The following is a 20,988-nucleotide window of genomic DNA, read 5'->3' as shown; positions in this document are numbered from 1 at the left end:
TTCCCGGATCTTTAGTCACGGGAAGTGAAGGGGAGCGCCCTCTCTTGAAGACGATATCCGAAAAGGGGGTATTGAAAAATGAAAGCGATAGACATCAAGAGAATAAATGTTGCAATAGTGCTTTTAACGGCTCTTTTCATCGCCGCGGCGGTTTCGTTTGCGGGCGACCAGTCTGCGTGGAAGCAGAGCGCCCTTTCCTGGCAGAAGCAGGCCAAGGACACCAGGGTGGTTGTAGTGGGCGTAGCGGACGAGCTCGGAAAGACCGGGGACAAGGGGAACGCCGACGTGAAGGGCCTCATAGAGGACGCCGTCGCGTGGTTAGGCGAAGGCGACAAGAACATGGCCGTCGCCGACGAAGCCATGACGAAGGAAGAGTACGAGAAGGCTTCTAACGAGTACAACATGGCATGGCAGTACTACGTTAAGGCCGCGACCGCGGGCCTGAACGCTAAAAGCATTCTCAGCGGTCTGTGACTGTTGTTTACGGTATTCGCTCTCGTATGCTGTCGGGGACTCCACTCGCTTGAAAAGATTATACGGGGAGTCCCCGCCGGTAAAAAGGGACGGCGATTCAGATACGCAAGTTCACGGAACTCGGTTCCATAATGGAGGTCGTAATTAAATGAAAGAGAATGAACTGATATTCGGACCGCGCATACCTAAAGAGCTCTGGGCGAAGGAAAGGAAGAGGTTCCTCGTCCCTTCGATAGTGCTCGTCGCGGCGGCGGTGCTTCTTTTCATATCGATATTCTTTCCCTACTGGAAGATAACGCTTTTCGCTCCGCAATACCCGCAGGGACTCGCTGCGAGCATGTACGTGAACAGGCTTACGGGGGACGTGCAGGAGATAGACGGGCTCAACCACTATATCGGGATGAAGCCGCTGGGAGAGGCCGCGGTCCTCGAGCGCACGCTCAGCATCTTTATAATCATAGGCATCGCGCTCCTGATCGCAGCGGCCGTTTACGTCCACAGCCCGTTCGCCCTCTTCCTCTGCATACCGGCCGTGCTCTACCCGGCGTTCTTCCTGGGAGACCTCTATTTCTGGATGCGGACATTCGGGACCAACCTCGACAAGAGGGCGCCTCTCAGCGGCGCTATAAAGCCGTTCGTGCCGCCGCTCCTGGGCGAAGGGAAGATCGCGCAGTTCTCCACGACGGCCACCTGGGAGACAGGGCTATACATGTCCATCGCGGCCTCCGTTCTCATACTCATAGGACTATACTTCCACAGAAAGGCTTACAAGCCGCTTCTCGTCGACGAGGGGGGCAAATAAAAAAGGAGTAGTGTAAAGGTGACCCGTGACTAGATACCTGTTGCTCCGATTCTCCGCGCTCGCCGTTTTTATTCTCGGCGCGGCGCCGCTCGCTCAGTCCCTCGAAAAGACGATACGCGTAACCCGGGACGGTCCGGTGAGATCGATCTCGGAAGCTATAGATTCGGCCTCAGCCGGCGACACCATAATCGTCGACGGAGGCGTTTACAGGGAGAGGGTGGTCGCGGACAAGAAGCTCAGACTCATAGGCGTGAGTAACCCCGTTATTGACGGCGGAGGCACGGGGACGGTGGTCGAGATAAAAGCCCCGGGCTCGGTTATCAAGGGTTTTACCGTGACGGGGTCCGGCTCTCACCTCTCTAACGAGGACACGGGGATACTGGTCGATTCCGCAGAGGGCGTTACAGTTGAGGAAAATATACTGACGGACGTGCTTTTCGGCATATACATAAAGAATGCGCCCCATACGGTCATCCGCGGGAATACGATTAGGGGGAAGGAAGTCCCGATGCCCGAGAGGGGTGACGGCGTGAGACTCTGGTACAGCTCCGGCACGAAGGTGCTCGACAACAAGATATCCGGAATCAGGGACGTCGTCATATGGTGGTCGAGCGATACGCTCATCAAGGGGAACACCGTGGAGGAAGGCAGGTACGGTCTCCATTACATGTCGTCCAACCATAACAGGTTCGAGGACAACGTATTCAGGAACAATTACGTAGGCGGGTTCCTCATGTACAGCGTGGACATACAGTTCCACAGGAACAAATTCATAGACAACCGCGGCACGGGCACGGGCTACGGAATCGGGTTCAAGGACCTCGACGACGTTGTAGCGAGGGACAATCTCATAATGGACAACCGGGTCGGCATATTCCTCGACAATTCGCCCTACCTCTACGATTCGTGGAACACGATAAGCGACAACGTGATAGCGTTCAACGACATAGGAGTCTCCTTCATGCCTTCTATCAGGAGGAACGCGTTCATCGACAACAGCTTCATAGATAACGAAGAGCAGGTGGAAGTGAGGGGAGGGGGGCGTCTCTCCGGGAACGAATGGTCGAGAGAGGGGAGCGGCAACTACTGGAGCGATTACGTAGGTTACGACGAGGACGGGGACGGGATAGGAGAGATTCCTTACAAGTCGGAGAGCCTTTTCGAGAGCCTCATAGACGGGAAGCCCGAGTTGAGAGTGTTCGTCTTCAGTCCCGTAGCGAAGGCGATAGAGCTCGCGTCTCAAGCGTTTCCGGTTATCAAGCCCGAGCCCAAGCTTACGGACGAATACCCGCTCGTCCGCCCGCAGATGCCCTCCGAGCTTAAGGCGGGCGGAAGGGGATGGTCGCCGCGGCTGATTTTACTCTCCCTATCCATGGTTATTATCCCGCTCGTTTTTTACGCATACGTCATGAAGCGGTGAATGGGAGCGTCAATTGATAGAGATAAAGAACGTTACGAAATATTTCGGGAAGCTGAAGGCGGTCGATTCGGTGAGCTTCCGGGCAGGAAAGGGGGAGGCGGTCTCTCTCCTCGGATCGAACGGCGCCGGGAAGAGCACTCTGATCAAGTGCATACTCGGTCTCCTCGATTACACGGGCGACATTACTGTAGGCGGGCTCAGGGTGAGAGAGCATCCGAAGGAGGCGAAGTCTCTCATCGGCTACCTGCCGCAGGAGCCGCTTTTCTACGACATGCGGGCGCTCGACATCATGCGTTTCTTCGCGCGCCTGAGGGGAATAGACGAGAAGAGGCCTATGTCCGTCCTGGAAAAGGTCGGTCTCGCGGAACACGCTTCGAAATACGCCTCCGAGCTTTCGGGCGGAATGAGGCAGCGCCTATCTTTTGCTATAGCGCTCCTGTCGGAGCCCATGTTCCTTGTACTTGACGAGCCCACTTCAAACCTCGACGCGCACGCGCGCGCCGAGTTCCTGAAACACATAAAGGAGTACAAGGAGAAGGGAAAGACCGTGATCTTTTCCTCGCACAGGCTCGACGAAGTGGATTATCTCGCCGACAGGGCGGTGCTGATGAAAGACGGCAGGGTCGTCATGGACGAGGAGCCTCACAGGCTCAGGCAGTCCCTCGGGCTAGGAACGAAAATGAACATCGCCGTCCCCGAAGAATACGCCGCGGTTGCGTCTTCCGCGCTCGCCGGCGCGGGCATCATCGTTCACGGCAGGAACGGCAGGGGTTTCCTCGTAGAGGTCAGGGGCGGGGACAGCCTCAGTCCGCTGAGAGAGCTGATGTCGAGGGACATACCGGTCCTGGGGTTCAGCGTCGAGGAGCCGACCATGGAAAACATACTGGAAGGAGCACGCAGGGATGGAAATTAGGAACATACTCATACTCGCCGGAAAGGAAACCAGGGACGCCCTCAGGAACAGGTGGTTCGTCCTGTACACCGTCTCTTTTTCCGCGCTCGCGGTCCTGATACTCGCCGTGGCACCCGGGAGGAGCGAAGTCGCGGGAGTGTCGGCTTACGGAAGGACAGCGGCGAGCCTTATAAACCTGGTGCTCCTCTTCGTCCCGCTCATCGCGCTCATAACGGGGGCGATAAGCGTATCCGGGGAAAGGGATAACGGGACGCTCCAGTACCTCCTTTCGCATCCGGTAACGAAGTCCGAGGTTTTCATGGGGAAATTTTTCGGAATACTCGTACCTATATTCTTCTCCATATCGCTCGGATTCGGTCTTGCTGGAATCGGGGTCGCATTAAGGGGAGGCGGCGGGGACGCAGCCGAGCTCATACTCACGGCGCTCCTCTCGGGGCTCCTGGCGGCGTCGCTCCTGAGCGTGGGGTTCGTCGTCTCGGTTTTTTCGAGGAGGGCTTCGAAGGCGATAGGGGTAGCCGTATTCCTGTGGCTCGTGTTTATAATACTCGGAGACCTGGGCATAATGGGCACCGCAGCCGCGATGGACCTCGGCGTAAGGCAGGTGTTCGCGCTCGCGCTCCTTAACCCGGCCGAGGTGTTCAAGATAGCCTCTGTCCTCGCGCTGAGCCCGAGGTTCGAGATACTGGGCCCCGTGGGCGTGTACGCCGTAAGGACTTTCGGGAGGGAAGGGGTGATATATCTCCTCCTTTCCGTCTTGAGCCTCTGGACCATAGTGCCGTTCGTATATGCGTTTCTGACTTTCTCTTTATTCAGGAGGGAAGAAGCATGAAATATATTCTCGTACTGCTGATGCTCCTGGGTATGGCCGGGTGCAAGGACGAGATAGACACAAGGCCCCATGCCGTCCACTACGGGGAAGACTCCTGCGAGAGGTGCAGGATGATAATCAGCGACAAGCGTTTCGCCGCACAATATATAACTTCGAGCGGGGAGGCCAGGAAGTTCGACGACATAGGGTGCATGGCGGACGACCTGAAGGACGCAGGCAAACGCGGGGAGAGCCCGCTTGCAGCATACGTCGCCGATTACGGCACGGGGGAGTGGATAGACGCGGAGAAGGCGTCTTATCTTCAGAACGGCGAGCTCCGGTCTCCCATGGGGTATAACATTGCGGCGTTCGGGAGCGCCGAGGCGATGAGCGCGAGCACGTTCTATAAAGACGGGAAGGCTCTCGGAGGCTTCGGCGAGCTGACGAACTAGGCTCCGCCTGATGAACGCATCCGCTGACGCTCGAGGGTATGAATATATTTGATTCAGGAAACATTACGCATATTATATTTGTTCGATTTAACAAACCATGCTGACCCCTTCGAAAACGAAAGCAGTTGACCCGTCCGAGAGGATACAGGGCGCCGCGCTCAGGCTCTTCATAAAAAAGGGCATAACCGCCACGACGACGAAAGAGATAGCGAGGGACGCAGGAGTATCCGAAGGCACGATATACAATTACTTCGAGAGCAAGAGCGACCTCGCCTACAAGCTCTTCGTCCGTTACATGGACGCTTTCAGGGACGAGCTCTCCGAGAAAACAGCGCCCGCCCCCGGCCCCGCGGAAAAACTCTCGGCAGCTGTCCGGGCGTTCTTCGACTTCGCCGAGCGGGAGAAGGAAGCCTACGCCTATATTATGGTAGGGCACTTCACGGAACTGGGAAAAATGCCTTACGATAAGAGGAAACCGAGGGACATATTCGTCGATATCATAGGCGAGGGGGTAAGGGAAGGGGTGTTCATAGACATGGACGAGAACCTGGGCGCGGCCTTCGTCATAGGCATGGTCACGCGTGCGATACTCTTCCATACGAGCGGCATGCTCGACACCCCCTACGGAAAGCTCGTGGAGGAAACCGCCGCATCTTCACTTAGGGTTCTGGGATTCGATAACGGACAGCACCCCACGGCCTCGGCGTAACGATAAGTCATGTTCCCCGCTTGATCTCGAATAAAAACGAGTTACACGAATTCACTCGGCGGATTTCAGCGCATTTAGAGATCATTGTTCGACGTCTTCGGCCGGTATGAGATCCGCTATGCCCGGCCTGAGAACGAGGAAGTAATCTCCCCTGAACCAATCGTCTTTCTGCTTGTCATCCTGCTCGACGACAGCTTCGTACGTCCCCGTTTCAGATATAGTCGTTTTCAGCCTGAGGGGAACGCTGCCTTCGGCTAGTTCTTCGCCGGAGCCGGCTCCGAGACGGCGGAGCTTGAGTCTGGCTAGGGACCCGATGTGGCCTTTAGCCGGGTCTCCTGTGAGACTGAGGACTATATCGTCCCCTTCGACCGCGTCGAAAGTGAATGTATCCCTGTCCGGTTTGTCTTCTTTGGCGTCGTCCCCGAGAGAGGCGGTATAAGCAACGGGTGCAGGTGCTGTTGCCTCCGCTGATTGTGTTCTTGTAGGGGCCACGCGTTGTATCAGTTTAGCATCGTACCCGGGTGCGGCCTGTACAAACTCTACCCCCATGGCGTTACTTGGTAAATTAAACGTGAATCCATAGGTGAATCCGGCCCTGGGGCCCAGGCATCGAAGTTCCCCCCCTGCATCATTCGCGTAGTTGTAATAACAGCTCCATTCGCCGTATTGACTTCCGATACCGTCTTGAGCGCTGTAAAAATACTTAGCGGTGAAGGGCGCTGTGAAGTAATGCAAACCAGTACTCCTGAGAAAAGGTCCCGTGCATATCCAGCAAATCCTTTGCCCCGGTGTTGAGAAATTGTCCGTAATGAAAAACTGGACGTCTCCGGCCCTTACATCCTTTACAGAAAGAAAAATCATAAAAAATGAAGCTAATACAAGGCTGATAAACGATCTGGTCAAATACATTTGAAATACCCCCTTCAAGATATTCTATATATTATAACACGGAATATATCACAGGCCGTAAAATCCAAGAGCCGATGCTCACCCCAGGATATTGTGAATTGATCCCACAGAGGTTAAATATTACTTCCATTACGTCGACATCTGAAGAGCCGATTTTTCTCTTGGAAAGCATCGGAATTTCCAAAAATGGCATAAAAAATACTCCTGTCGGCGGCATTTTTTAACTCCAGGGCTGGATTTCCCGCGCCGAATGAGCAGATTATATGTCATGCCCAGGGGTTTGGCTTACGGGCGGACTAAAGATCAGGGAGGAAGCCCATGCTCGTGAAGGAGTGCATGACCAGGGACCCGGTGACGTTCCCGCCGGACGAGGACGTCAGGGTAGCTTTCGGAAAGCTGACTGATTTGAAAATACGCCAGGCCCCGGTGCTCGAGGGCGGGAAGCTCATAGGGATAGTGACCGACAGGGACCTGAGACTGGCGGTCATGGAAACGCTTTCAGAGCCGGGACTCAAGGTATCCTCCGTGATGACCCCCGACCCCGTAACGGTGAATGAGGACATCCCTCTCAAAGAGGCGGCTGAGCTTATCAGCAAGAACAAGTTCAACGCCCTGCCGGTGGTTTCTGCCTCCGGAGAGCTCAAGGGCGTGCTTACGACCACGGACATACTGAACGGGCTCGTAAGGGCTCTAGACGCGGAGAAAAAATGATACTTACCATCCGGCGTTAATGGTATTAGAATATCGCTCAAAAGGAGACTTTAATTGAAGATCGAGAAGATACTGTTCCCGACCGATTTCGCCCCCAGGTCCGTGAACGCGAGGGAGCACGCGCTCTACCTGGCCCGGGCTCTGGGCGCGTCCGTTTATCTGCTCCACGCCATAGAGCCGCTCAGATACGAAGAGGCTGACGAGGAGATAAGGGAATTTTACAGGACGCTCGAGGCGCAGATGCAGGAGAAGATGGCTGAGGAGAAGGACATTTTCGAAAAAAGCGGGCTCGACGTGCATACGGACATACTGATCGGGCCACGCTGGAGGGTCATAGACACGTACGCGAAAGAGATGGGCGTAGACCTCATAATCATGGGGTCCCACGGCGTAAGGACCGAATCGGGAGAGGTCTCGCTCGGCACGACGAGCCACAAGGTGATGTTCTCCTCCCCGTGCCCGGTGCTCATAGTAAGGCACGGCTGAGCCGGCCCCGGAATTTATTAATGAGATTTTTACAAATCTGATATAGAATTAGGGCATAATATTACAGGAGGAGATGTTATACATGAAGAGATTTATCCCTGATTTGAAGCTCTTTTTCCTTTTATTACTGTCCTTCGTCGCTGCGCCTTTCCTGTTTTCGCCCCTGCCGGGCGGGGACGCGTTCGCTCAGGACGACGCGACTCAAACAGCGCCGGTAACACCCGTGATCGACCCCGTAGCCGACAAGCTGCTCAAATCCATGAGCTCGACGCTCGCTTCAGCGAAAACCCTCACTTTCAGAGCCGATATAAACTTCGACCAGCTCATCGTATCCGGGCAGCAGATAATGTACGGCGGCTCAGCGAACGTGACTCTCCAGAGGCCTGACAAGGTCTACGCGGAATACGCGGGGGACCTGATCGGAAGAAAGGTATGGTACACGGGCAAGGACGTCACGGTGCTCGACGTGGACAAGAACTTTTACGGTAACCTTCCCGTTCCCGCGAACCTCGACGACGCGATGGACAAACTCATGGTCGAATACGGTTTCACGCTTCCCCTTTCCGATGTTGTTGTGAGCGATCCTTATAAGGCGTTCGTGACGAACGTCGCGGCGGGCGTTGTCATAGGCGACAGCACGATTAACGGGCAGTCGTGCAAGCACCTGGCTTTCGTCGAGAAGTTCATTGACTGGCAGATATGGATATCGAACGGCAAGGAGGCGCTCCCCTGCAAGCTGGTCATAACCTACAAGACCATACCGGGCGGACCTCAATACTCGGCGGTATTTTCCGACTGGGCTTTAAACCCGGCGGTAAACGCGTCGGTATTCACGCCGGTGCTGCCTGAAGGGGCGGTGCAGATAGAATTTATAAAAATGAAAACAAATAACAATAATACGGGGGAGTAAAATGGGAAACCTAAAACATTTAATAAATAGAACGGCCGCGTCGGCGGCAGTTATAGCGTTTCTGGCTTCGGGCGTATTCATGACGACGGACGCCTTTTCACGGGGCGGCTTCGGCGGAGGCTACAGGGGCGCCGGTAACAGGGGCATGGGGAACGTGAGGTACTCCGGGAACGGAATGGGCGACATGTCCGGCTACAGGGGTTATCAGGGGGATAATTTCGGCAGCAGGCAGTCCTTCGACAACTCCGGTATGGGCGACAGGCAGTCCTTCCAGGATTCCGATTTCGGCCAGAACAGGGACGATTTCGGAGGAGACCAGGACTCGTTCTCCAACCGGCAGTCCGAGTTTCAGAACTCGGAGGCCGGCCAGAACCGCGAGAACATGGCCGATCAGGGGCAGAACATGAACAGGACTAACACCAACCCGAACGCCGGCACGAACGCTAACCAGAATACGAACCGGGCCAACACAAACGCGAACAACGCGAACAACAGGAACACCAATAACAATAACAATAACAACGACAACAACAATAATAATTCGAACAACAGGAACAATAACAACTGCTACAACTGCACCGAGTATAACAACTACTGGGGCGGATACTGGGGGTCTTGGGGCGGCTATTACGGCGGATGGGCGTTCGCGGGCGGCCTCGCCATGGGCGCCGCCATAGCGAGCATTCCGGCGAGCTCGACGACAGTTTACGTATCCGGTAACCCGTTCTATTACGCTGACGGCGTCTATTACGCTCCCCAGGGGAGCCAGTACGTAGTCGTGCCGCCGCCGCCGGGAGCGGTAGTCAATACGCTTCCGCCCTCCTGCGATACTGTATACGCGGGCGACGACCAGTACTACGACTGCGGAGGCGCGTTCTATTCGTCCCAGGACGCGGGGTTCCAGGTAGTCCAGCCCCCGGTCGGAGCGACCGTGGACTCACTGCCCGAGGGCGCCCAGCCGAAGGTCGTGAACGGGACCACTTACTATCTTTTCGGGGCCGCATATTACAGGCCCTTCTACAGCGGGAGCAGCGTCATTTACCAGATAGTCCCTGACCCCACCGTTTAAACTGCAATCCACGGTCCCGTGAGGAGCCCCCTCACGGGATCATTTCTTCAAGACATGCTTGAGCGCTTGCCCGACGACGAGCGGGACAAGACTAGCCGCGGCTATCAGTTTCCAGCCCCCGGGGCCGGGGTCGACGATGCCGAGCACGCGGGCCGCAGGCCCGGTGAGGACCGCGGCCATGGTCAGAAGCGCGCAGAGGGCAACCGCTCCCCATACATAGCCGTTCCGGGTGACCTCGTTAATGACGAGAGGCGACCCGGCGTCACGCATGTTGAACACGTGGAATATCTGGGCGAAAGCGAGCGTGAGGAAAGATACGGATACGGATTGCTCCTCCGAGAGTCCCAGCGAGTAGACCGACACGAAGAGCGCCCCGAGGACGCTCGCCGTTATAAGCGCGCCGTAAGAGGCTATGCCCAGCCACCCCCTACGTGTTATCAGCGGCTCTTTCGGGTCTCTCGGCGGCATGCTCATCACCCTCTCGTCCCCTTCGCCCATGCCGAGGGCAAGCGCGGGGAACACGTCCGTCACGAGGTTGAGGAATAGTATCTGGAGGGGGAGGAGCGGGAGCGGGACGGGGGCGAACGACGCCGCCGTGACTATCATTATCTCGCTCACGTTGCAGGAGAGTAGGTAGAATATGAACTTCCTAATGTTGCCGAAGATGACGCGCCCCTGCTCGACCGCGTGGACTATCGTCTGGAAGGAGTCGTCCTTGAGCACTATGTCGGCGGCCTCCTTCGCGACCTGGGTACCGCGTTTCCCCATCGCGACCCCTATATCCGCCTTCCTGAGCGCCGGAGCGTCGTTCACGCCGTCCCCGGTCATCGCCACGACGAACCCCTCCTTCTGATAAAAGGAGACGAGCCCGAGCTTCTGCTCGGGGCTGACGCGGGCCAGAATCAGGGACTCCTTCAGACGCTTCTTCGCTTCTTCCGGAAGGTCATCTATCTTTTTCAGGTCCCTCCCGTGTATGACGGGCTCCTCAGGGTCGGAGGTGAGCCCGACGGCGAGAGCTATGTTCCTCGCCGTGGACGGGTGGTCGCCCGTGACCATGACGACCTTTATGCCTGCCTTGAGGCACTCCCTTATGGCTCCCCTTACGCCCGGCCGTGGCGGGTCGAGGAGGCACACGAGACCGAGGAAGGTGAGGTTCGTATATGGATCCGATTCCGGGTCTGTGACGGTCTTCTCGGCGTGAGCTATTACCCTGTAGCCGAGCGAGGCGAGCTCGTCGTTCCTGCCGTGCCAGTGTCCTTTCCTTTCCCCGGAAAGCACAGCGGCGCCCGAAGCCGTGAGCACCCTGTCGCAGCATGCGAGCACGGCGTCCGGGGCCCCTTTGACGGCCACCCTGTAAGCCCCGTCCGATTCGTGGAACGTGGCCATCATGTTGACGAGAGTGTCGAAAGCCTCTACTCCGGTTTCCGGGTAAGCGGATAGTAATACGTCTCTTTCCATGCCGGCAAGGGCCCCTGCGCGCAGGAGCGCTACTTCCAGAGGGTCTCCGATGTCTTCCCCGTTTCCTGGAGCCTTGCCGCCGAGCCTTGCTCGGCTACAGAGCACGCCGGTCTCTATGACCCTGAGCGCGGCTTCGTCCGCAATCGACCCCGTCTCGGCCCCGTCGACGAGGAATTTCCCTTCCTCGCCCGTGAACCCGAGCAGGACGCCTTCAGTAACTATCCTCTCCACGGTCATCCTGTTCTCGGTCAGCGTGCCCGTCTTGTCCGTGCAGACGATGTTCGTCGAGCCGAGCGTTTCGACCGCGCTAAGGCGGTTCACGAGCGCGTTCCTCCGAGCCATCCTGACCATGCCCCTCGCGAGAGCTATCGTGGCGACGACCGGGAGGCCCTCGGGTATGGCGGCCACGGCCAGCGCTATCCCCGTCTTTATCATTAGGAGGAGATCCCTCCCTGTCAGCGCGCCACCAATGATGACGGCCGAAGCCAGGAGCAGAGTGACCCAGATGAGCCTGTTCCCGAGCCTGTCGAGCCTCTTTTCGAGCGGAGTCTTGTCGTGTCCCGCCTTCTCGGCGAGGACGCTTATCTTCCCGAGGTCGGTATTTGTCCCTGTGGCCGTGACGACGCCCCTGCCCGAGCCTTTAGTGAGCGCTGTGCCCATGAACGCCATGTTCGTCCGCTCGGAGAGCTGCGCTTCCCCGGCGATCGTGTCGGTGTTTTTCCTTACCGGGATAGATTCGCCCGTGAGCGAGGATTCGTTCGCCTCAACCCTTGACGCCTCTATGAGCCTGATGTCGGCCGGCACTATGTCTCCCGCCTCCAGTATTACGATGTCCCCGGGGACGAGCTCTTCCGCGCGGACGACGGATGCTGTCCCGTCCCTGAGCACGGTCGCCTCCACGCGGACGAGCCTGTAGAGGGCCTCCATGGACCTCACGGCCCTTATCTCCGTGAGGAACCCGATCGCGGCGTTAAGCAAGATTACGACGGCAATGGCCGTACCTTCGGGCCAGTCTTCGAATGCGAATGAGAGCAGGGCGGCCGCCAGGAGAAGGAGGACTATGAGGCTCCTGAACTGGGCGAGCAGAATCGAGAGGGCGCTCCTGGGCTTCGCTTCGACGAGGCGGTTAGGGCCGTATTTTTTCAGACGCGCGAGGGCTTCCCCGCGGGCGAGCCCATCGCCCGGCGAGACCCCGAGAGCGGTCAGTACATTCTCCTGAGATATGTTCCAGGGCTCTCTTGTATCGGCCATAACGTTATACACAGGACAAGACGACTAAACAGGGGGATATAACGACCGTTGCGTCCGGCTTCGCGCGGCGCGGCTACGGTTTTGCCCGGCGGAGGCCCCCAGTCTCTATGATCTCTTTGAATAACGCATCGAGGACCTCGTCTCCTGGTCTTGCCGTATCCGCCATGAAATAATACCCTTTCGCCATCCCGCCGGGCTCCTCCCACTCGGCTAAAAACCTCGGCAGTATGGCCGCGGTTGCGTCGGATAGGGCCGCTCCCTCTCTCTCCCTCCGGAGAAGCCTCATCTCTATCTCCTCAACGGGCGCCGTAGTCCTGACGAAATAGACGTCCATGCCCTTTGACGCGGCTTCGCCTATGAGGAATTCCCTCCACTTGCGCTTTGAGAAGCTCGCGTCGAGCACGGCTGTCATATTCCTTTCCGCCTCGCCGAGAGCGCGTCTTATTATCTCCCTGTAAGTCTTCTCGGTGATCGCGCTAGTATATATGCCGCCTTCCCACCCCTCGTATCTCCTCTCCCCAGGCGGAGTCCCGGTGATCTCCTTCCTCACGGCGTCAGACGAGACTAAGGCCGAGCAGAGCTCCTCCCCGAGAGCAGCGGCGAGCGTGGACTTTCCCGAGCCTATGACGCCGAACGTGACGACGACCGCGGGACCCGAGCCGAAGAGGGCGTATCTGAGGGCGAGCCCGAAGTATTTTTTTGCCCTCTCAAGGGAGAGCGCCTTCTCGTCCTCCGGGACCTCGGGCTCGAATGCCTTGATGCTCTCGACCTTGCCCCGGACGTAGGCCCTGTAGCATTTATAGAAGTCGATGACGCCGTAAATGCCTGGGTCGTCCATCAAGCGCGCGACTTCATCGACGATAAACCGCGAGAGCCCGCGGCAGCCGTTATAGTCGAGGTCCATTGCTAGGAACGCTATGTCGGAAGCCGTGTCTATGTACCTGAACCTCTCGTTGAACTCTATGCAGTCGTATATGCATATGCCTTCGGGATTGATGTTGATATGGTCGAGGTGGAGGTCGCCGTGGCAGTCCTTTATGAAACCGTCTTCGATGCGCTTCAAGAACGTCTCGCGGTTCTCCCCGAAGAACCGCTCGTTGAAGTAACGGACGGCTTCGTAAGCTGGCCGCGAGATCGTGACGCCGACGAACCTTCCCGTGAGCGAGAGGTTCTCGTCTATGTTCACCCTTATCCTCCAGGGCTGCCCGTACGTGGCGATCTCGTCGCTACGGGGCTGAGAGGCGTAGAAATCGACGAGCCTCCGGGCGAGCCTCCTCATGTCCTCTTCGCCTATACCGCCTCGCCCGAGCATGTTGAGCAGGAACCCGCTCTCCGGAAGCTCCTTCATCCTGACGGCGTATTCCACGGCCTCGCCGGAGCCGCCTAACGCGAGCCTGCCCTCGGAGAACGTTATCGTCTCGACTCCCAGGTAAACGCCTGAGCAGAGCCTCCTGTTGAGCTCGACCTCCACAGTGCAGAAATGCTTTCTTTTCTCGAGCGTCGTGAAATCGAGGAAGCCGAGGTCCACAGGCTTTTTTATCTTGTAAACGTACGGCGGGGCAATGAATACGTCGGATATGTGCGTCTGGAGGTGCGTGACCCCGGAGGGTCTGTGCGGATACGAAGAGGGCTCGAGCAGAAATTCGATCAGGTCCTGTCTGTTCAGGTTTTGACTTCCAGGCATCTGTTCCCGCGGATGAATTTTCTTACGGCCTTAACGACAAAACGGAGCAGGGGGCCTCCGGGATAAGCCTCTCCGTGACGCTGCCGAGCACGAGCCTTTTGAGCCCCGTCCTCGCGTGCGTGTTGATGACTATCAGGTCGGCATGCTGCCTCGATGCGTAATTGGCGATCGATATGGCGGGGCTGAGCCCGTGTATGACTTCGGTCTTTATCCCGCTGATCGGAGTGACGCCGTGCCCGCTCTCGTATTTGTCCTTGATCCTGTCCACCCTCTCCCGGAGCTCCTTTGCAGACTGCTTTATGACGATGTCGAGCGCCCCGGCCGGCATGTCCTGTGCGTACATATCGAGCCTGAGAGCGTATACGGCCGTAACGTCCGCCCCTGTCAAGCCCGAGAGGCCGAGGGCGTAGTCAAGCGCCGTCTCGTTCTCGTCGGCAAGGTCTATCGGGACAATTATTTTGCTTATCTTGATATCGTTTCCGGGGCCGGTCCTCTTGACGGCGAGCACCGGGATGTGGGAAGACTTAAGCACTTTCACGGTCTCGCTTCCGACCATCATGCTCTCTATGATGCCGTGCCCCTGTTTCCCCATTACTATAATGTCGGCCTTTCTCAGACGGGAGAACTCCCTTATCTTGTCGCTTGGTATCCCTTTGAGTATGACGCCGTCGAACTTTATTCCCAGATGAAGGAGCTCGTTCCTCACCTCGACGAACCTGTCGCTCACCCTTCTCTCGACCCCGGACTGCCACTCGTGGAATTTCTCGTCCTCTTCTCTCAGGGATTCGAAGAGGAGCTGTACCGGTAGAGGAATTACGTGAACGCCTATTATCTCGGCGCCTGACAGCCTCGCAATGTATTTCGCGTACTCAAGCGCGAGCTCGGCTTCACCCGATCCGTCCGTGGCCCAGAGAATCCTGTTCATTTCCATGTCAGTCTCGCTTTGAAGAATTATTTCCCGCTTCCTGAAGTAAGGCCCCTCCGGGACAATTAATTCTACCACAATATCTCCCGTTGTGTCCCCGACTCATGCTCAGAGGACCTTAGATTTGCTGCTGAGCGCCATGGCTAGATTTACGAGCTCCGTCGCCACGACGACTATAAGGTCGTCGACCGACACTATGCCCTTCAACTTTCTCCCGCGCGTTACCGGGAGCCTCCTTATCGAATTCTCGGACAGCAGGCTCAGCATCTCGAATATGTCGGTATCCTCGTCGACGGTTATGGGGTCCTTCGTCATTACCTCCTCGACCGTTGCCTCGTCCGGGCTCACGCCTTCGGCCATCGCGGATACGACCAGGTCCCTGTCCGTGATCATGCCGACGGGGCTCATATCGGCGTCGACCACGACGAGCGCGCCCACGTCTTCGTTCATCATCATGTACGCGGCTTCTGAAAGCGCCGCCGCAGGCGAGATCGTCACGACGTTCCTGTTAATGACCTCGCTCAACAGCTCGGCCTGGGTTTTTCTTTTTCCTGTCATTTATCCTACCTCCTCGGAGGGATGTCCTTAATGCAAGATTTTATTATAGAATATTGCAACAATAATGCCACGTAAGCAATGTGCGTTAAGCTCGGGAAACCGGGCGTTATGCAGGCCGGGCCCGACCCTCCGGTGTCGTCTGTCGCATTTTCTGACACGCAGGGTAATGTTGTCGTCCGGAAATTTCTTTCAGCGCCGGGACCGGGAAACGGTACAATTGTTGCCATTACACCCGTGATACCGGCGGCGAACGGCTGATAAGGGAGGCATGAATGTCGGATTACTCAACGCTATACCTGATCGATACGAGCTACAACGCGGACAGGGACGCGACCGAGGTCACGTTCGGGTACATCGAGAAGGAGGAGGACGTTAAGGGCAGGATAATGTCGCTCAGGGTCATAGTCAACGTGCCCGGACATAAAGACGACAGGAAGGGAGCCGTGGAAGAGGCTCTCGTAAAGGCGAGGGGGTTTATCGCGAGGGCCGGAGAGGCCTCTTACGAAGCCGACTGACGCTGCGCCCGACTATCCGCGGGCCATGGCTTCGAGCGTCTTCAGCTTAGTGACCTCGCCTAAAGCTATGAGCGTATCCCCCGTTTCAATCACCGTCCTCGACGTCGGATTGAAATGCATCGTCCCGTCCGGTTTTTTTACGGCGGTTATTATTATGCCGAGGTCCCTTCCTATGCCGGACGCTTCGAGAGTCTTGCCGCCGAGAGCGGAGCCCGGCAGTATCTCGACCTCCTCGAGCTGAATCTCGAGGTTCCCGGCCGTAGTGGCGTATTCTATGAAATCGACCACCGCCGGCTTGAGTATCATGCCCGCTATCCTCATCCCTCCCGTGTGGTAAGGGGATACGACCCTGTCGGCGCCCGCCCTCAATATCTTCTTTTCCGAGCCCTCGTCGCCGGCCCGCGTATATATGAGGAGGCCGGGGTTCAGCCCTCGCGCGCTCAGCACGACGAATAGGTTCTCGGCGTCTGTCGGGAGGACGGATATGAGGCCGTAGGCCCTCTCTATGCCGGCCGAGAGGAGCACGTCGTCCTTTGTAGCGTCGCCCTCGATTATCACGGGCTCGCCGTTCCCCGCCGTCTCGACCGGCTCCTTTTCGATGACTATGATATCCATGCCCTTCCCGGCGAGCTCCCTGACTATTGTCTTGCCCATCCTCCCGTAGCCGCAGACTATATAATGGTTTTTGATGTCTTTTATTTTCCTTTCCAATCTGGACCTCCCGATCATCTGTTTAAGCTCCCCTTCCAGCACTATCTTCGCCAGAGTGCCGAGGAGATAAAGTATGGTCCCCACGCCCAGGGTGAGCAGCACTATTGTGAATATCTCGCCCGCGGGGGAGAGGTCGTGCACTTCTCCGTAACCGACGGTCGTAAGCGTGGTCACGGTCATGAAGAGGGAGTCCCGGAAATTCCATCCCTCCACGACCATGTAGCCTATAGTGCCGAACATGTTTATGAGGAATATCAGTAAAACGGGTACGAAGAGCTTGTTTCTTATCGCCGATAACATCTTGCTCCGTATTACGGGTACTGTGACCGACAGCTAAACGGGCTTGACCGTGACGACGGGGCATGGGGATTCCTGTGCGACCCTCTCCGCGACGCTCCCGATGAAGTCCTCACGCCTGAACTTATATCCCCCGTAGGTGTTCATGATTATAAGGTCTATCTTCTTTTCCCTGGCGTAGTTGATAATCCCTATCCAGGCGTTCCTCGCCGTCTCTACGGCGGTTTCCACCCTGTCCTCGAGCCTGGCCTCCTCGACCTGCTCCGTGAGCTTGTTGTACGCGTCCCCCCTCATCAGCTCCACGAGCTTGGGCGGGTATTTCCCTTCCCCCGTAGCGACAATGTTGAGACTGTATATCTCCGCCCGGAGGTCCCTCGCGAGGCCGAGGGCGAGCTGGAGGTCCCTCGACATTATGTTGTAGAGGTCCGTTGGGACCAGTATCCGTTTTATCTCCTTTTTCGGGCTGTCGCGCCTTACTATGAGCACGGGTATCCTCGAGCGCCTGAGCACCTTGAGCGCGGTCGCGCCCAGGAGGTTCCTTTCCTCCGCCCTCCCTTTCCCGAGCACTATGAGGTCGGCGTTTTCCTCTTCGCCGGCTTCTATGATCTTCAAATACGGCACGCCCTGCGTGATGCGTGTCCTGAAACGGAGCCCCTTTGAGGCGAGCTCTTCCGATATGTTCTTGAGCCTGTCGCTCCCCTTAGATTCCTTTTCCTTTATCCAGTCGGCGAGCAGGTCGAGCTCCGGGCTCGGGAACTCGTCAAGAGCGCGGACTTCGAAATAATCTGGGATGACGTAGAGGCCGATTATCTCCGAGTCGAGGGGGCGCGCGATCGACTCCGCGAAAGCGAGAGCGTCGAGTGAATCCTTGGAACCGTCTGAAGCCCACACAATTTTCTTGATCAAGCTGAAGCCCTCCTTTCAGGCGCTGAATAGCGGATTATTTTAATCTATAAGATTGCGCATTGGAAACGCCCGCATCACTCTCCCGATTTTTTACCGGGCATCGGCACGGGCTTGGGCACCGCGTTCTTCACCGGGGGGAGCGTCATGAGGTAGGCGAATACGGATTTCAGGTCATAGTCCGGGAGCCGGGCGTAGTCCTGCCAGGGCATGGGCGGCATAATATCCCTTTTCAGGTCTATGTGTTTTCCGCTCCTCATGGTCCCGATGAATATCTCTTCCGTCCATTTCCCTATGCCCGTTTCCGGGTCGGGGGTGATGTTCTTAGAGAATACGAGGCCCCACGGCCCAGCCCACTCCGTCGTGTCGAGCGTGCCCAGGAACTCTATCCACTCCGTAGAGCCGACCTCAGTATCGGGGAGACGCGGTATCTCCCTGTCCTGGGGATGCCCGGACAGCCTCCTCTTGATATCGGGCACGGGGCCTTCTTTCGTCTCTATCAGCGGCGTGTGACAGTAATCGCAGTTGCCCTCCGTCACGAGCTGCTTTCCCCTCTCGACCATTTTATCTCCGGCGGCTGCCGTACCTTTTTCAGGCGCGGCCGAGGCAATGAGCGGCGCAAGCGTAATGCATATCAACGCGGAGAGCAGTGTCGTGATCGTCAGGGGCATATATTTCACTCCCTCTCAGGGCTTTAACGCCAGGACCGGGCAGCGGGCTTCACGTATGATCTTTTCGGTTTCGCTCCCGAGTATGAACCTCTCGAGACCCTTCCTCCCGTGCGTCGTTATCGCGATAAGGTCGAAACCGTTCTCATCGGCAAAGTCGGTCACGGTAAGTGCCGGGCTCACGCCGGTAAGCACGCGGGTATCGACCTCTACTTCGGGCGCGCCCGGGTTGTCCTTAGAATAGCGGGCCCTGATCCCGTCGACCCTGGTCCCGAGCTCTTTCCCCGAGTGGGCGGACAGCTCGTCGACCAGCTCCGGGCTTATTTCATAAACGTTGGCGTCGAGCCAGAACACGTACACCGCGGTGACGCCTGAGCCGAGCTTTCCCGCAAGCTCGAGCGCATACGCGAGGGAGGTATCAGCGGTGTCCGCAATGTCGAGCGGGACGAGTATCTTTTTTATGGCGTATTCCTTCCTCTCGCCCTCGGGCTTCACGGAAAGCACAGGGACGGGGGAATTCCTCAGCACCTTGAGGGTGTTGCTCCCGAGGAGCGCGCTCCCTATGAGCCCGTGTCCTTTCTTCCCCATTACTATGAGCCCCGCGGCGTTGTCCTTCGCGGTCTCGATTATCCAGTCGACAACGCTCCCCCTCACTATCCTGGACGAGAATTTCACTCCGGGGTTTTCTGACTCTATGCGCTTGAATTCCTTCCCGAACCTCTCCTCGGTGTTCTTGACTATGTCCATTATGACGTGCTCATAGCTCGGATAGAGGTCCGTAACGGGCACCTGTATCTGGCTCACGTGAAGACAGATGATCTCGGAGCCGTATATACGGGCGAGGTGGACGGCGAGCCCAAGCGATCCTTCCGATTCCTTGGAGCCGTCGGTCGGCCAGAGAATTTTACCAATTTCCATTTCGTATAGTGCAAAGGGCCGCAAATCCCTCAGGGCGTCATCGTTATCACAGGGCACTGAGCCCCCTGTATGACCTTCTCCGCGACGCTCCCGATGAATTCCTTCTTAAACCTGCCGCCCCCGTAAGTCATTATAACAATTAAATCAGCTTTTTTCTCGATTGCAAAGTCCGTTATCCCGCGCCAGCCGTTGGGAGCGATCACAGTGTTGATGAAGAGCTCGTCTTTAAGCTTCGTCGTCCCGACCGTTTCCCTGAGCTCCCTGTGCGCGAATCCCCGCAGCTGCTCGGCAAGCTCGGGCGGGTATTTCTGGTAGCCGGTCTCGACGACGTTCACCACGTGCACGGCCGAGCCGAAGGCGGCCGCGAGGTCGATCGCGTAATCGAAGCTCTTCCCGAGCCCGTGAGAGAGGTCGACAGGGACTAATATCCTCTTGAAGCCCCCCCTGAATTTATCCCCTCTTGCTGTGAGCACGGGGACCCTTGCGGACCTCAGGACCTTGAGCGCCGTGCCCCCGAGTATCGTCTTCTCGGCGGACCTTCCCCTGCCGAGCGCGATAAGGTCGGCATCCTGCTTCGCCGCGAAATTCGTTATCGCCTTCGCGGGTATGCCCCTCATGATGTCGTACTCGAATCCGACGCCCTTTTTCGAAAGGTCGCGCTTCACCTTTTCCATAGCGTCCTTCCTCGCCGTGATCAGGTTGAGGTCGACCCAGTCGCGGAACTTCGCTTTCTCGGCGGGCGGGAAGAGGTTGACTACGTTATAGTAGTCGGGAATTACTGATACTCCCATGATCCGCGATTTGAATTTTACGGAAAGCGCTTCTGCTATCCTTAGAGCCTCAGCGGAATCTCCCGTCCCGTCGGCTCCCCATACTATCCTGTTAATTTTCACGCGGGCCTCCTTTCGTTCTCCGGCCGGTAAGCCTCGCCTGGGGAGAGGCCTCCCTAACCGGGCTGTTTCACTTTACTTCGACCTTGATCTCCTTGGGCTTCGATTCAGCCGCCTTCGGGAGATGGACTTCCAGAATCCCGTCCTTGAACTCGGCCGATATCTTGCTCTCGACGACCTTCGCGGGAAGGGTCAACGACCTCGAAAAGCTTCCGTATGACCTCTCGGAATAGTAGTAGTCCTCTTCCTTGATCTCCTCTTCCTTCTTCATTTCCCCCTTGATCGTTAGCGTGTTGTCCGATACCGAGATCTTTATGTTCTTCTTGTCTATTCCCGGCACCTCAGCCTTGACGACTATCTCTTCGGCCTTGTCGTACATATCGACCGCAGGCCAGACCGTTTCGACCTCGGTCATCCACTTGAATCTCGGAAATCTCCTTAAAAACCTGGTCGGAAAACTTTCCTCGAACATATCCTCGAAGAACTTCTCCATGCCCTTCGTCGGTTCCCATCTTTTAAGTGCCATGATGCCTGCCCTCCTGATATT

Annotated in this window: 23 protein-coding genes; 12 read left to right on the top strand and 11 right to left on the bottom strand. The window is 57.0% G+C overall.

Annotated elements, in window-relative coordinates; all coding sequences use genetic code 11:
- Positions 1–78 precede the first annotated feature (78 nt).
- The 7 genes from AB1598_02960 to AB1598_02930 all read left to right on the top strand — a co-directional run bounded on the left by AB1598_02960 (position 79) and on the right by AB1598_02930 (position 5,578).
- Positions 79–474, top strand: coding sequence for a hypothetical protein (locus tag AB1598_02960; protein ID MEW6143958.1), 396 nt, complete (start codon positions 79–81; stop codon positions 472–474).
- A 148-nt stretch (positions 475–622) separates the two neighbouring features.
- Complete coding sequence (locus AB1598_02955; protein ID MEW6143957.1) at positions 623–1,276, top strand: cytochrome C; 654 nt, start codon at positions 623–625, stop codon at positions 1,274–1,276.
- Between the two features lie 40 nt (positions 1,277–1,316).
- Positions 1,317–2,696 (top strand): nitrous oxide reductase family maturation protein NosD, encoded by a 1,380-nt coding sequence (locus AB1598_02950; GenBank protein ID MEW6143956.1) that lies wholly within the window; start codon positions 1,317–1,319, stop codon positions 2,694–2,696.
- A 13-nt stretch (positions 2,697–2,709) separates the two neighbouring features.
- Positions 2,710–3,609: an ABC transporter ATP-binding protein gene (locus tag AB1598_02945; GenBank protein ID MEW6143955.1), complete on the top strand. Its 900-nt coding sequence runs from the start codon at positions 2,710–2,712 to the stop codon at positions 3,607–3,609.
- A complete protein-coding gene (locus AB1598_02940; GenBank protein ID MEW6143954.1) occupies positions 3,599–4,438 on the top strand; it encodes an ABC transporter permease in 840 nt (279 codons plus the stop codon). Before AB1598_02945 ends, AB1598_02940 begins: the two co-directional genes overlap by 11 nt.
- Positions 4,435–4,869, top strand: coding sequence for a nitrous oxide reductase accessory protein NosL (locus AB1598_02935; protein ID MEW6143953.1), 435 nt, complete (start codon positions 4,435–4,437; stop codon positions 4,867–4,869). The genes AB1598_02940 and AB1598_02935 overlap by 4 nt, the downstream gene beginning before the upstream one ends.
- Before the next feature lie 97 nt (positions 4,870–4,966).
- Positions 4,967–5,578, top strand: coding sequence for a TetR/AcrR family transcriptional regulator (locus tag AB1598_02930; GenBank protein MEW6143952.1), 612 nt, complete (start codon positions 4,967–4,969; stop codon positions 5,576–5,578).
- 81 nt (positions 5,579–5,659) lie between these two features.
- Here AB1598_02930 and AB1598_02925 read toward each other — a convergent pair whose 3' ends face one another.
- Positions 5,660–6,070 (bottom strand): hypothetical protein, encoded by a 411-nt coding sequence (locus tag AB1598_02925; GenBank protein MEW6143951.1) that lies wholly within the window; start codon positions 6,068–6,070, stop codon positions 5,660–5,662.
- Between the two features lie 735 nt (positions 6,071–6,805).
- On the opposite strand from AB1598_02925, the gene AB1598_02920 reads away from it, so the two are divergent.
- From AB1598_02920 to AB1598_02905, 4 genes are all read left to right on the top strand, one after another.
- Positions 6,806–7,198 (top strand): CBS domain-containing protein, encoded by a 393-nt coding sequence (locus AB1598_02920; GenBank protein ID MEW6143950.1) that lies wholly within the window; start codon positions 6,806–6,808, stop codon positions 7,196–7,198.
- 54 nt (positions 7,199–7,252) lie between these two features.
- Positions 7,253–7,684, top strand: a complete 432-nt coding sequence (locus tag AB1598_02915) for a universal stress protein (GenBank protein ID MEW6143949.1) — start codon at positions 7,253–7,255, stop codon at positions 7,682–7,684.
- An 82-nt stretch (positions 7,685–7,766) separates the two neighbouring features.
- Entirely contained in the window at positions 7,767–8,594 is an 828-nt protein-coding gene (locus AB1598_02910; protein MEW6143948.1) for a DUF2092 domain-containing protein, read from the top strand.
- A 1-nt stretch (position 8,595) separates the two neighbouring features.
- Positions 8,596–9,663: a DUF6515 family protein gene (locus tag AB1598_02905; GenBank protein ID MEW6143947.1), complete on the top strand. Its 1,068-nt coding sequence runs from the start codon at positions 8,596–8,598 to the stop codon at positions 9,661–9,663.
- Positions 9,664–9,702: 39 nt separating this feature from the next.
- Here AB1598_02905 and AB1598_02900 read toward each other — a convergent pair whose 3' ends face one another.
- The 4 genes from AB1598_02900 to AB1598_02885 form a co-directional block, all read right to left on the bottom strand.
- Positions 9,703–12,372: a cation-transporting P-type ATPase gene (locus AB1598_02900; protein ID MEW6143946.1), complete on the bottom strand. Its 2,670-nt coding sequence runs from the start codon at positions 12,370–12,372 to the stop codon at positions 9,703–9,705.
- A gap of 73 nt (positions 12,373–12,445) precedes the next feature.
- Positions 12,446–14,056, bottom strand: a complete 1,611-nt coding sequence (locus AB1598_02895; protein ID MEW6143945.1) for an AAA family ATPase — start codon at positions 14,054–14,056, stop codon at positions 12,446–12,448.
- 22 nt (positions 14,057–14,078) lie between these two features.
- Positions 14,079–15,059, bottom strand: coding sequence for a universal stress protein (locus AB1598_02890; GenBank protein MEW6143944.1), 981 nt, complete (start codon positions 15,057–15,059; stop codon positions 14,079–14,081).
- A gap of 30 nt (positions 15,060–15,089) precedes the next feature.
- Positions 15,090–15,539, bottom strand: coding sequence for a CBS domain-containing protein (locus AB1598_02885; GenBank protein ID MEW6143943.1), 450 nt, complete (start codon positions 15,537–15,539; stop codon positions 15,090–15,092).
- Positions 15,540–15,811: 272 nt separating this feature from the next.
- On the opposite strand from AB1598_02885, the gene AB1598_02880 reads away from it, so the two are divergent.
- On the top strand, positions 15,812–16,054 hold the full coding sequence (locus AB1598_02880; protein MEW6143942.1) for a hypothetical protein: 243 nt from the start codon (positions 15,812–15,814) through the stop codon (positions 16,052–16,054).
- Positions 16,055–16,066: 12 nt separating this feature from the next.
- On the opposite strand, the gene AB1598_02875 is transcribed toward AB1598_02880, so the two are convergent.
- The 6 genes from AB1598_02875 to AB1598_02850 all read right to left on the bottom strand — a co-directional run bounded on the left by AB1598_02875 (position 16,067) and on the right by AB1598_02850 (position 20,967).
- Entirely contained in the window at positions 16,067–17,065 is a 999-nt protein-coding gene (locus tag AB1598_02875; protein MEW6143941.1) for a potassium channel protein, read from the bottom strand.
- A gap of 33 nt (positions 17,066–17,098) precedes the next feature.
- Positions 17,099–17,968 carry a universal stress protein gene (locus AB1598_02870; protein ID MEW6143940.1) on the bottom strand — a complete coding sequence of 290 codons (870 nt, stop codon included), beginning with the start codon at positions 17,966–17,968 and terminating at the stop codon, positions 17,099–17,101.
- A gap of 74 nt (positions 17,969–18,042) precedes the next feature.
- A complete protein-coding gene (locus AB1598_02865; protein MEW6143939.1) occupies positions 18,043–18,636 on the bottom strand; it encodes a diheme cytochrome c-553 in 594 nt (197 codons plus the stop codon).
- A 15-nt stretch (positions 18,637–18,651) separates the two neighbouring features.
- Positions 18,652–19,551 (bottom strand): universal stress protein, encoded by a 900-nt coding sequence (locus AB1598_02860; GenBank protein ID MEW6143938.1) that lies wholly within the window; start codon positions 19,549–19,551, stop codon positions 18,652–18,654.
- A 29-nt stretch (positions 19,552–19,580) separates the two neighbouring features.
- A complete protein-coding gene (locus AB1598_02855) occupies positions 19,581–20,444 on the bottom strand; it encodes a universal stress protein (GenBank protein ID MEW6143937.1) in 864 nt (287 codons plus the stop codon).
- A 67-nt stretch (positions 20,445–20,511) separates the two neighbouring features.
- Positions 20,512–20,967, bottom strand: a complete 456-nt coding sequence (locus tag AB1598_02850; GenBank protein MEW6143936.1) for an Hsp20/alpha crystallin family protein — start codon at positions 20,965–20,967, stop codon at positions 20,512–20,514.
- Positions 20,968–20,988 lie beyond the last annotated feature (21 nt).

The sequence above is a fragment of the Thermodesulfobacteriota bacterium genome (assembly GCA_040754335.1).
In the GTDB taxonomy this organism is placed as follows: Bacteria; Desulfobacterota_D; UBA1144; order Nemesobacterales; family UBA2774; genus 2-12-FULL-53-21.
Note: the sequence above shows the minus strand (reverse complement) of the source record. Positions and strands in the feature narration are given on the sequence as shown.

Bases quoted from the DNA above. Each gene is read 5' to 3' on its own strand.
- AB1598_02960 (MEW6143958.1), top strand. From the start codon at position 79: ATGAAAGCGATAGACATCAAGAGAATAAATGTTGCAATAGTGCTTTTA.
- AB1598_02955 (MEW6143957.1), top strand. From the start codon at position 623: ATGAAAGAGAATGAACTGATATTCGGACCGCGCATACCTAAAGAGCTC.
- AB1598_02940 (MEW6143954.1), top strand. From the start codon at position 3,599: ATGGAAATTAGGAACATACTCATACTCGCCGGAAAGGAAACCAGGGAC.
- AB1598_02935 (MEW6143953.1), top strand. From the start codon at position 4,435: ATGAAATATATTCTCGTACTGCTGATGCTCCTGGGTATGGCCGGGTGC.
- AB1598_02930 (MEW6143952.1), top strand. From the start codon at position 4,967: ATGCTGACCCCTTCGAAAACGAAAGCAGTTGACCCGTCCGAGAGGATA.
- AB1598_02920 (MEW6143950.1), top strand. From the start codon at position 6,806: ATGCTCGTGAAGGAGTGCATGACCAGGGACCCGGTGACGTTCCCGCCG.
- AB1598_02910 (MEW6143948.1), top strand. From the start codon at position 7,767: ATGAAGAGATTTATCCCTGATTTGAAGCTCTTTTTCCTTTTATTACTG.
- AB1598_02905 (MEW6143947.1), top strand. From the start codon at position 8,596: ATGGGAAACCTAAAACATTTAATAAATAGAACGGCCGCGTCGGCGGCA.
- AB1598_02900 (MEW6143946.1), bottom strand. From the start codon at position 12,372: ATGGCCGATACAAGAGAGCCCTGGAACATATCTCAGGAGAATGTACTG.
- AB1598_02895 (MEW6143945.1), bottom strand. From the start codon at position 14,056: ATGCCTGGAAGTCAAAACCTGAACAGACAGGACCTGATCGAATTTCTG.
- AB1598_02885 (MEW6143943.1), bottom strand. From the start codon at position 15,539: ATGACAGGAAAAAGAAAAACCCAGGCCGAGCTGTTGAGCGAGGTCATT.
- AB1598_02880 (MEW6143942.1), top strand. From the start codon at position 15,812: ATGTCGGATTACTCAACGCTATACCTGATCGATACGAGCTACAACGCG.
- AB1598_02875 (MEW6143941.1), bottom strand. From the start codon at position 17,065: ATGTTATCGGCGATAAGAAACAAGCTCTTCGTACCCGTTTTACTGATA.
- AB1598_02865 (MEW6143939.1), bottom strand. From the start codon at position 18,636: ATGCCCCTGACGATCACGACACTGCTCTCCGCGTTGATATGCATTACG.
- AB1598_02860 (MEW6143938.1), bottom strand. From the start codon at position 19,551: ATGGAAATTGGTAAAATTCTCTGGCCGACCGACGGCTCCAAGGAATCG.
- AB1598_02850 (MEW6143936.1), bottom strand. From the start codon at position 20,967: ATGGCACTTAAAAGATGGGAACCGACGAAGGGCATGGAGAAGTTCTTC.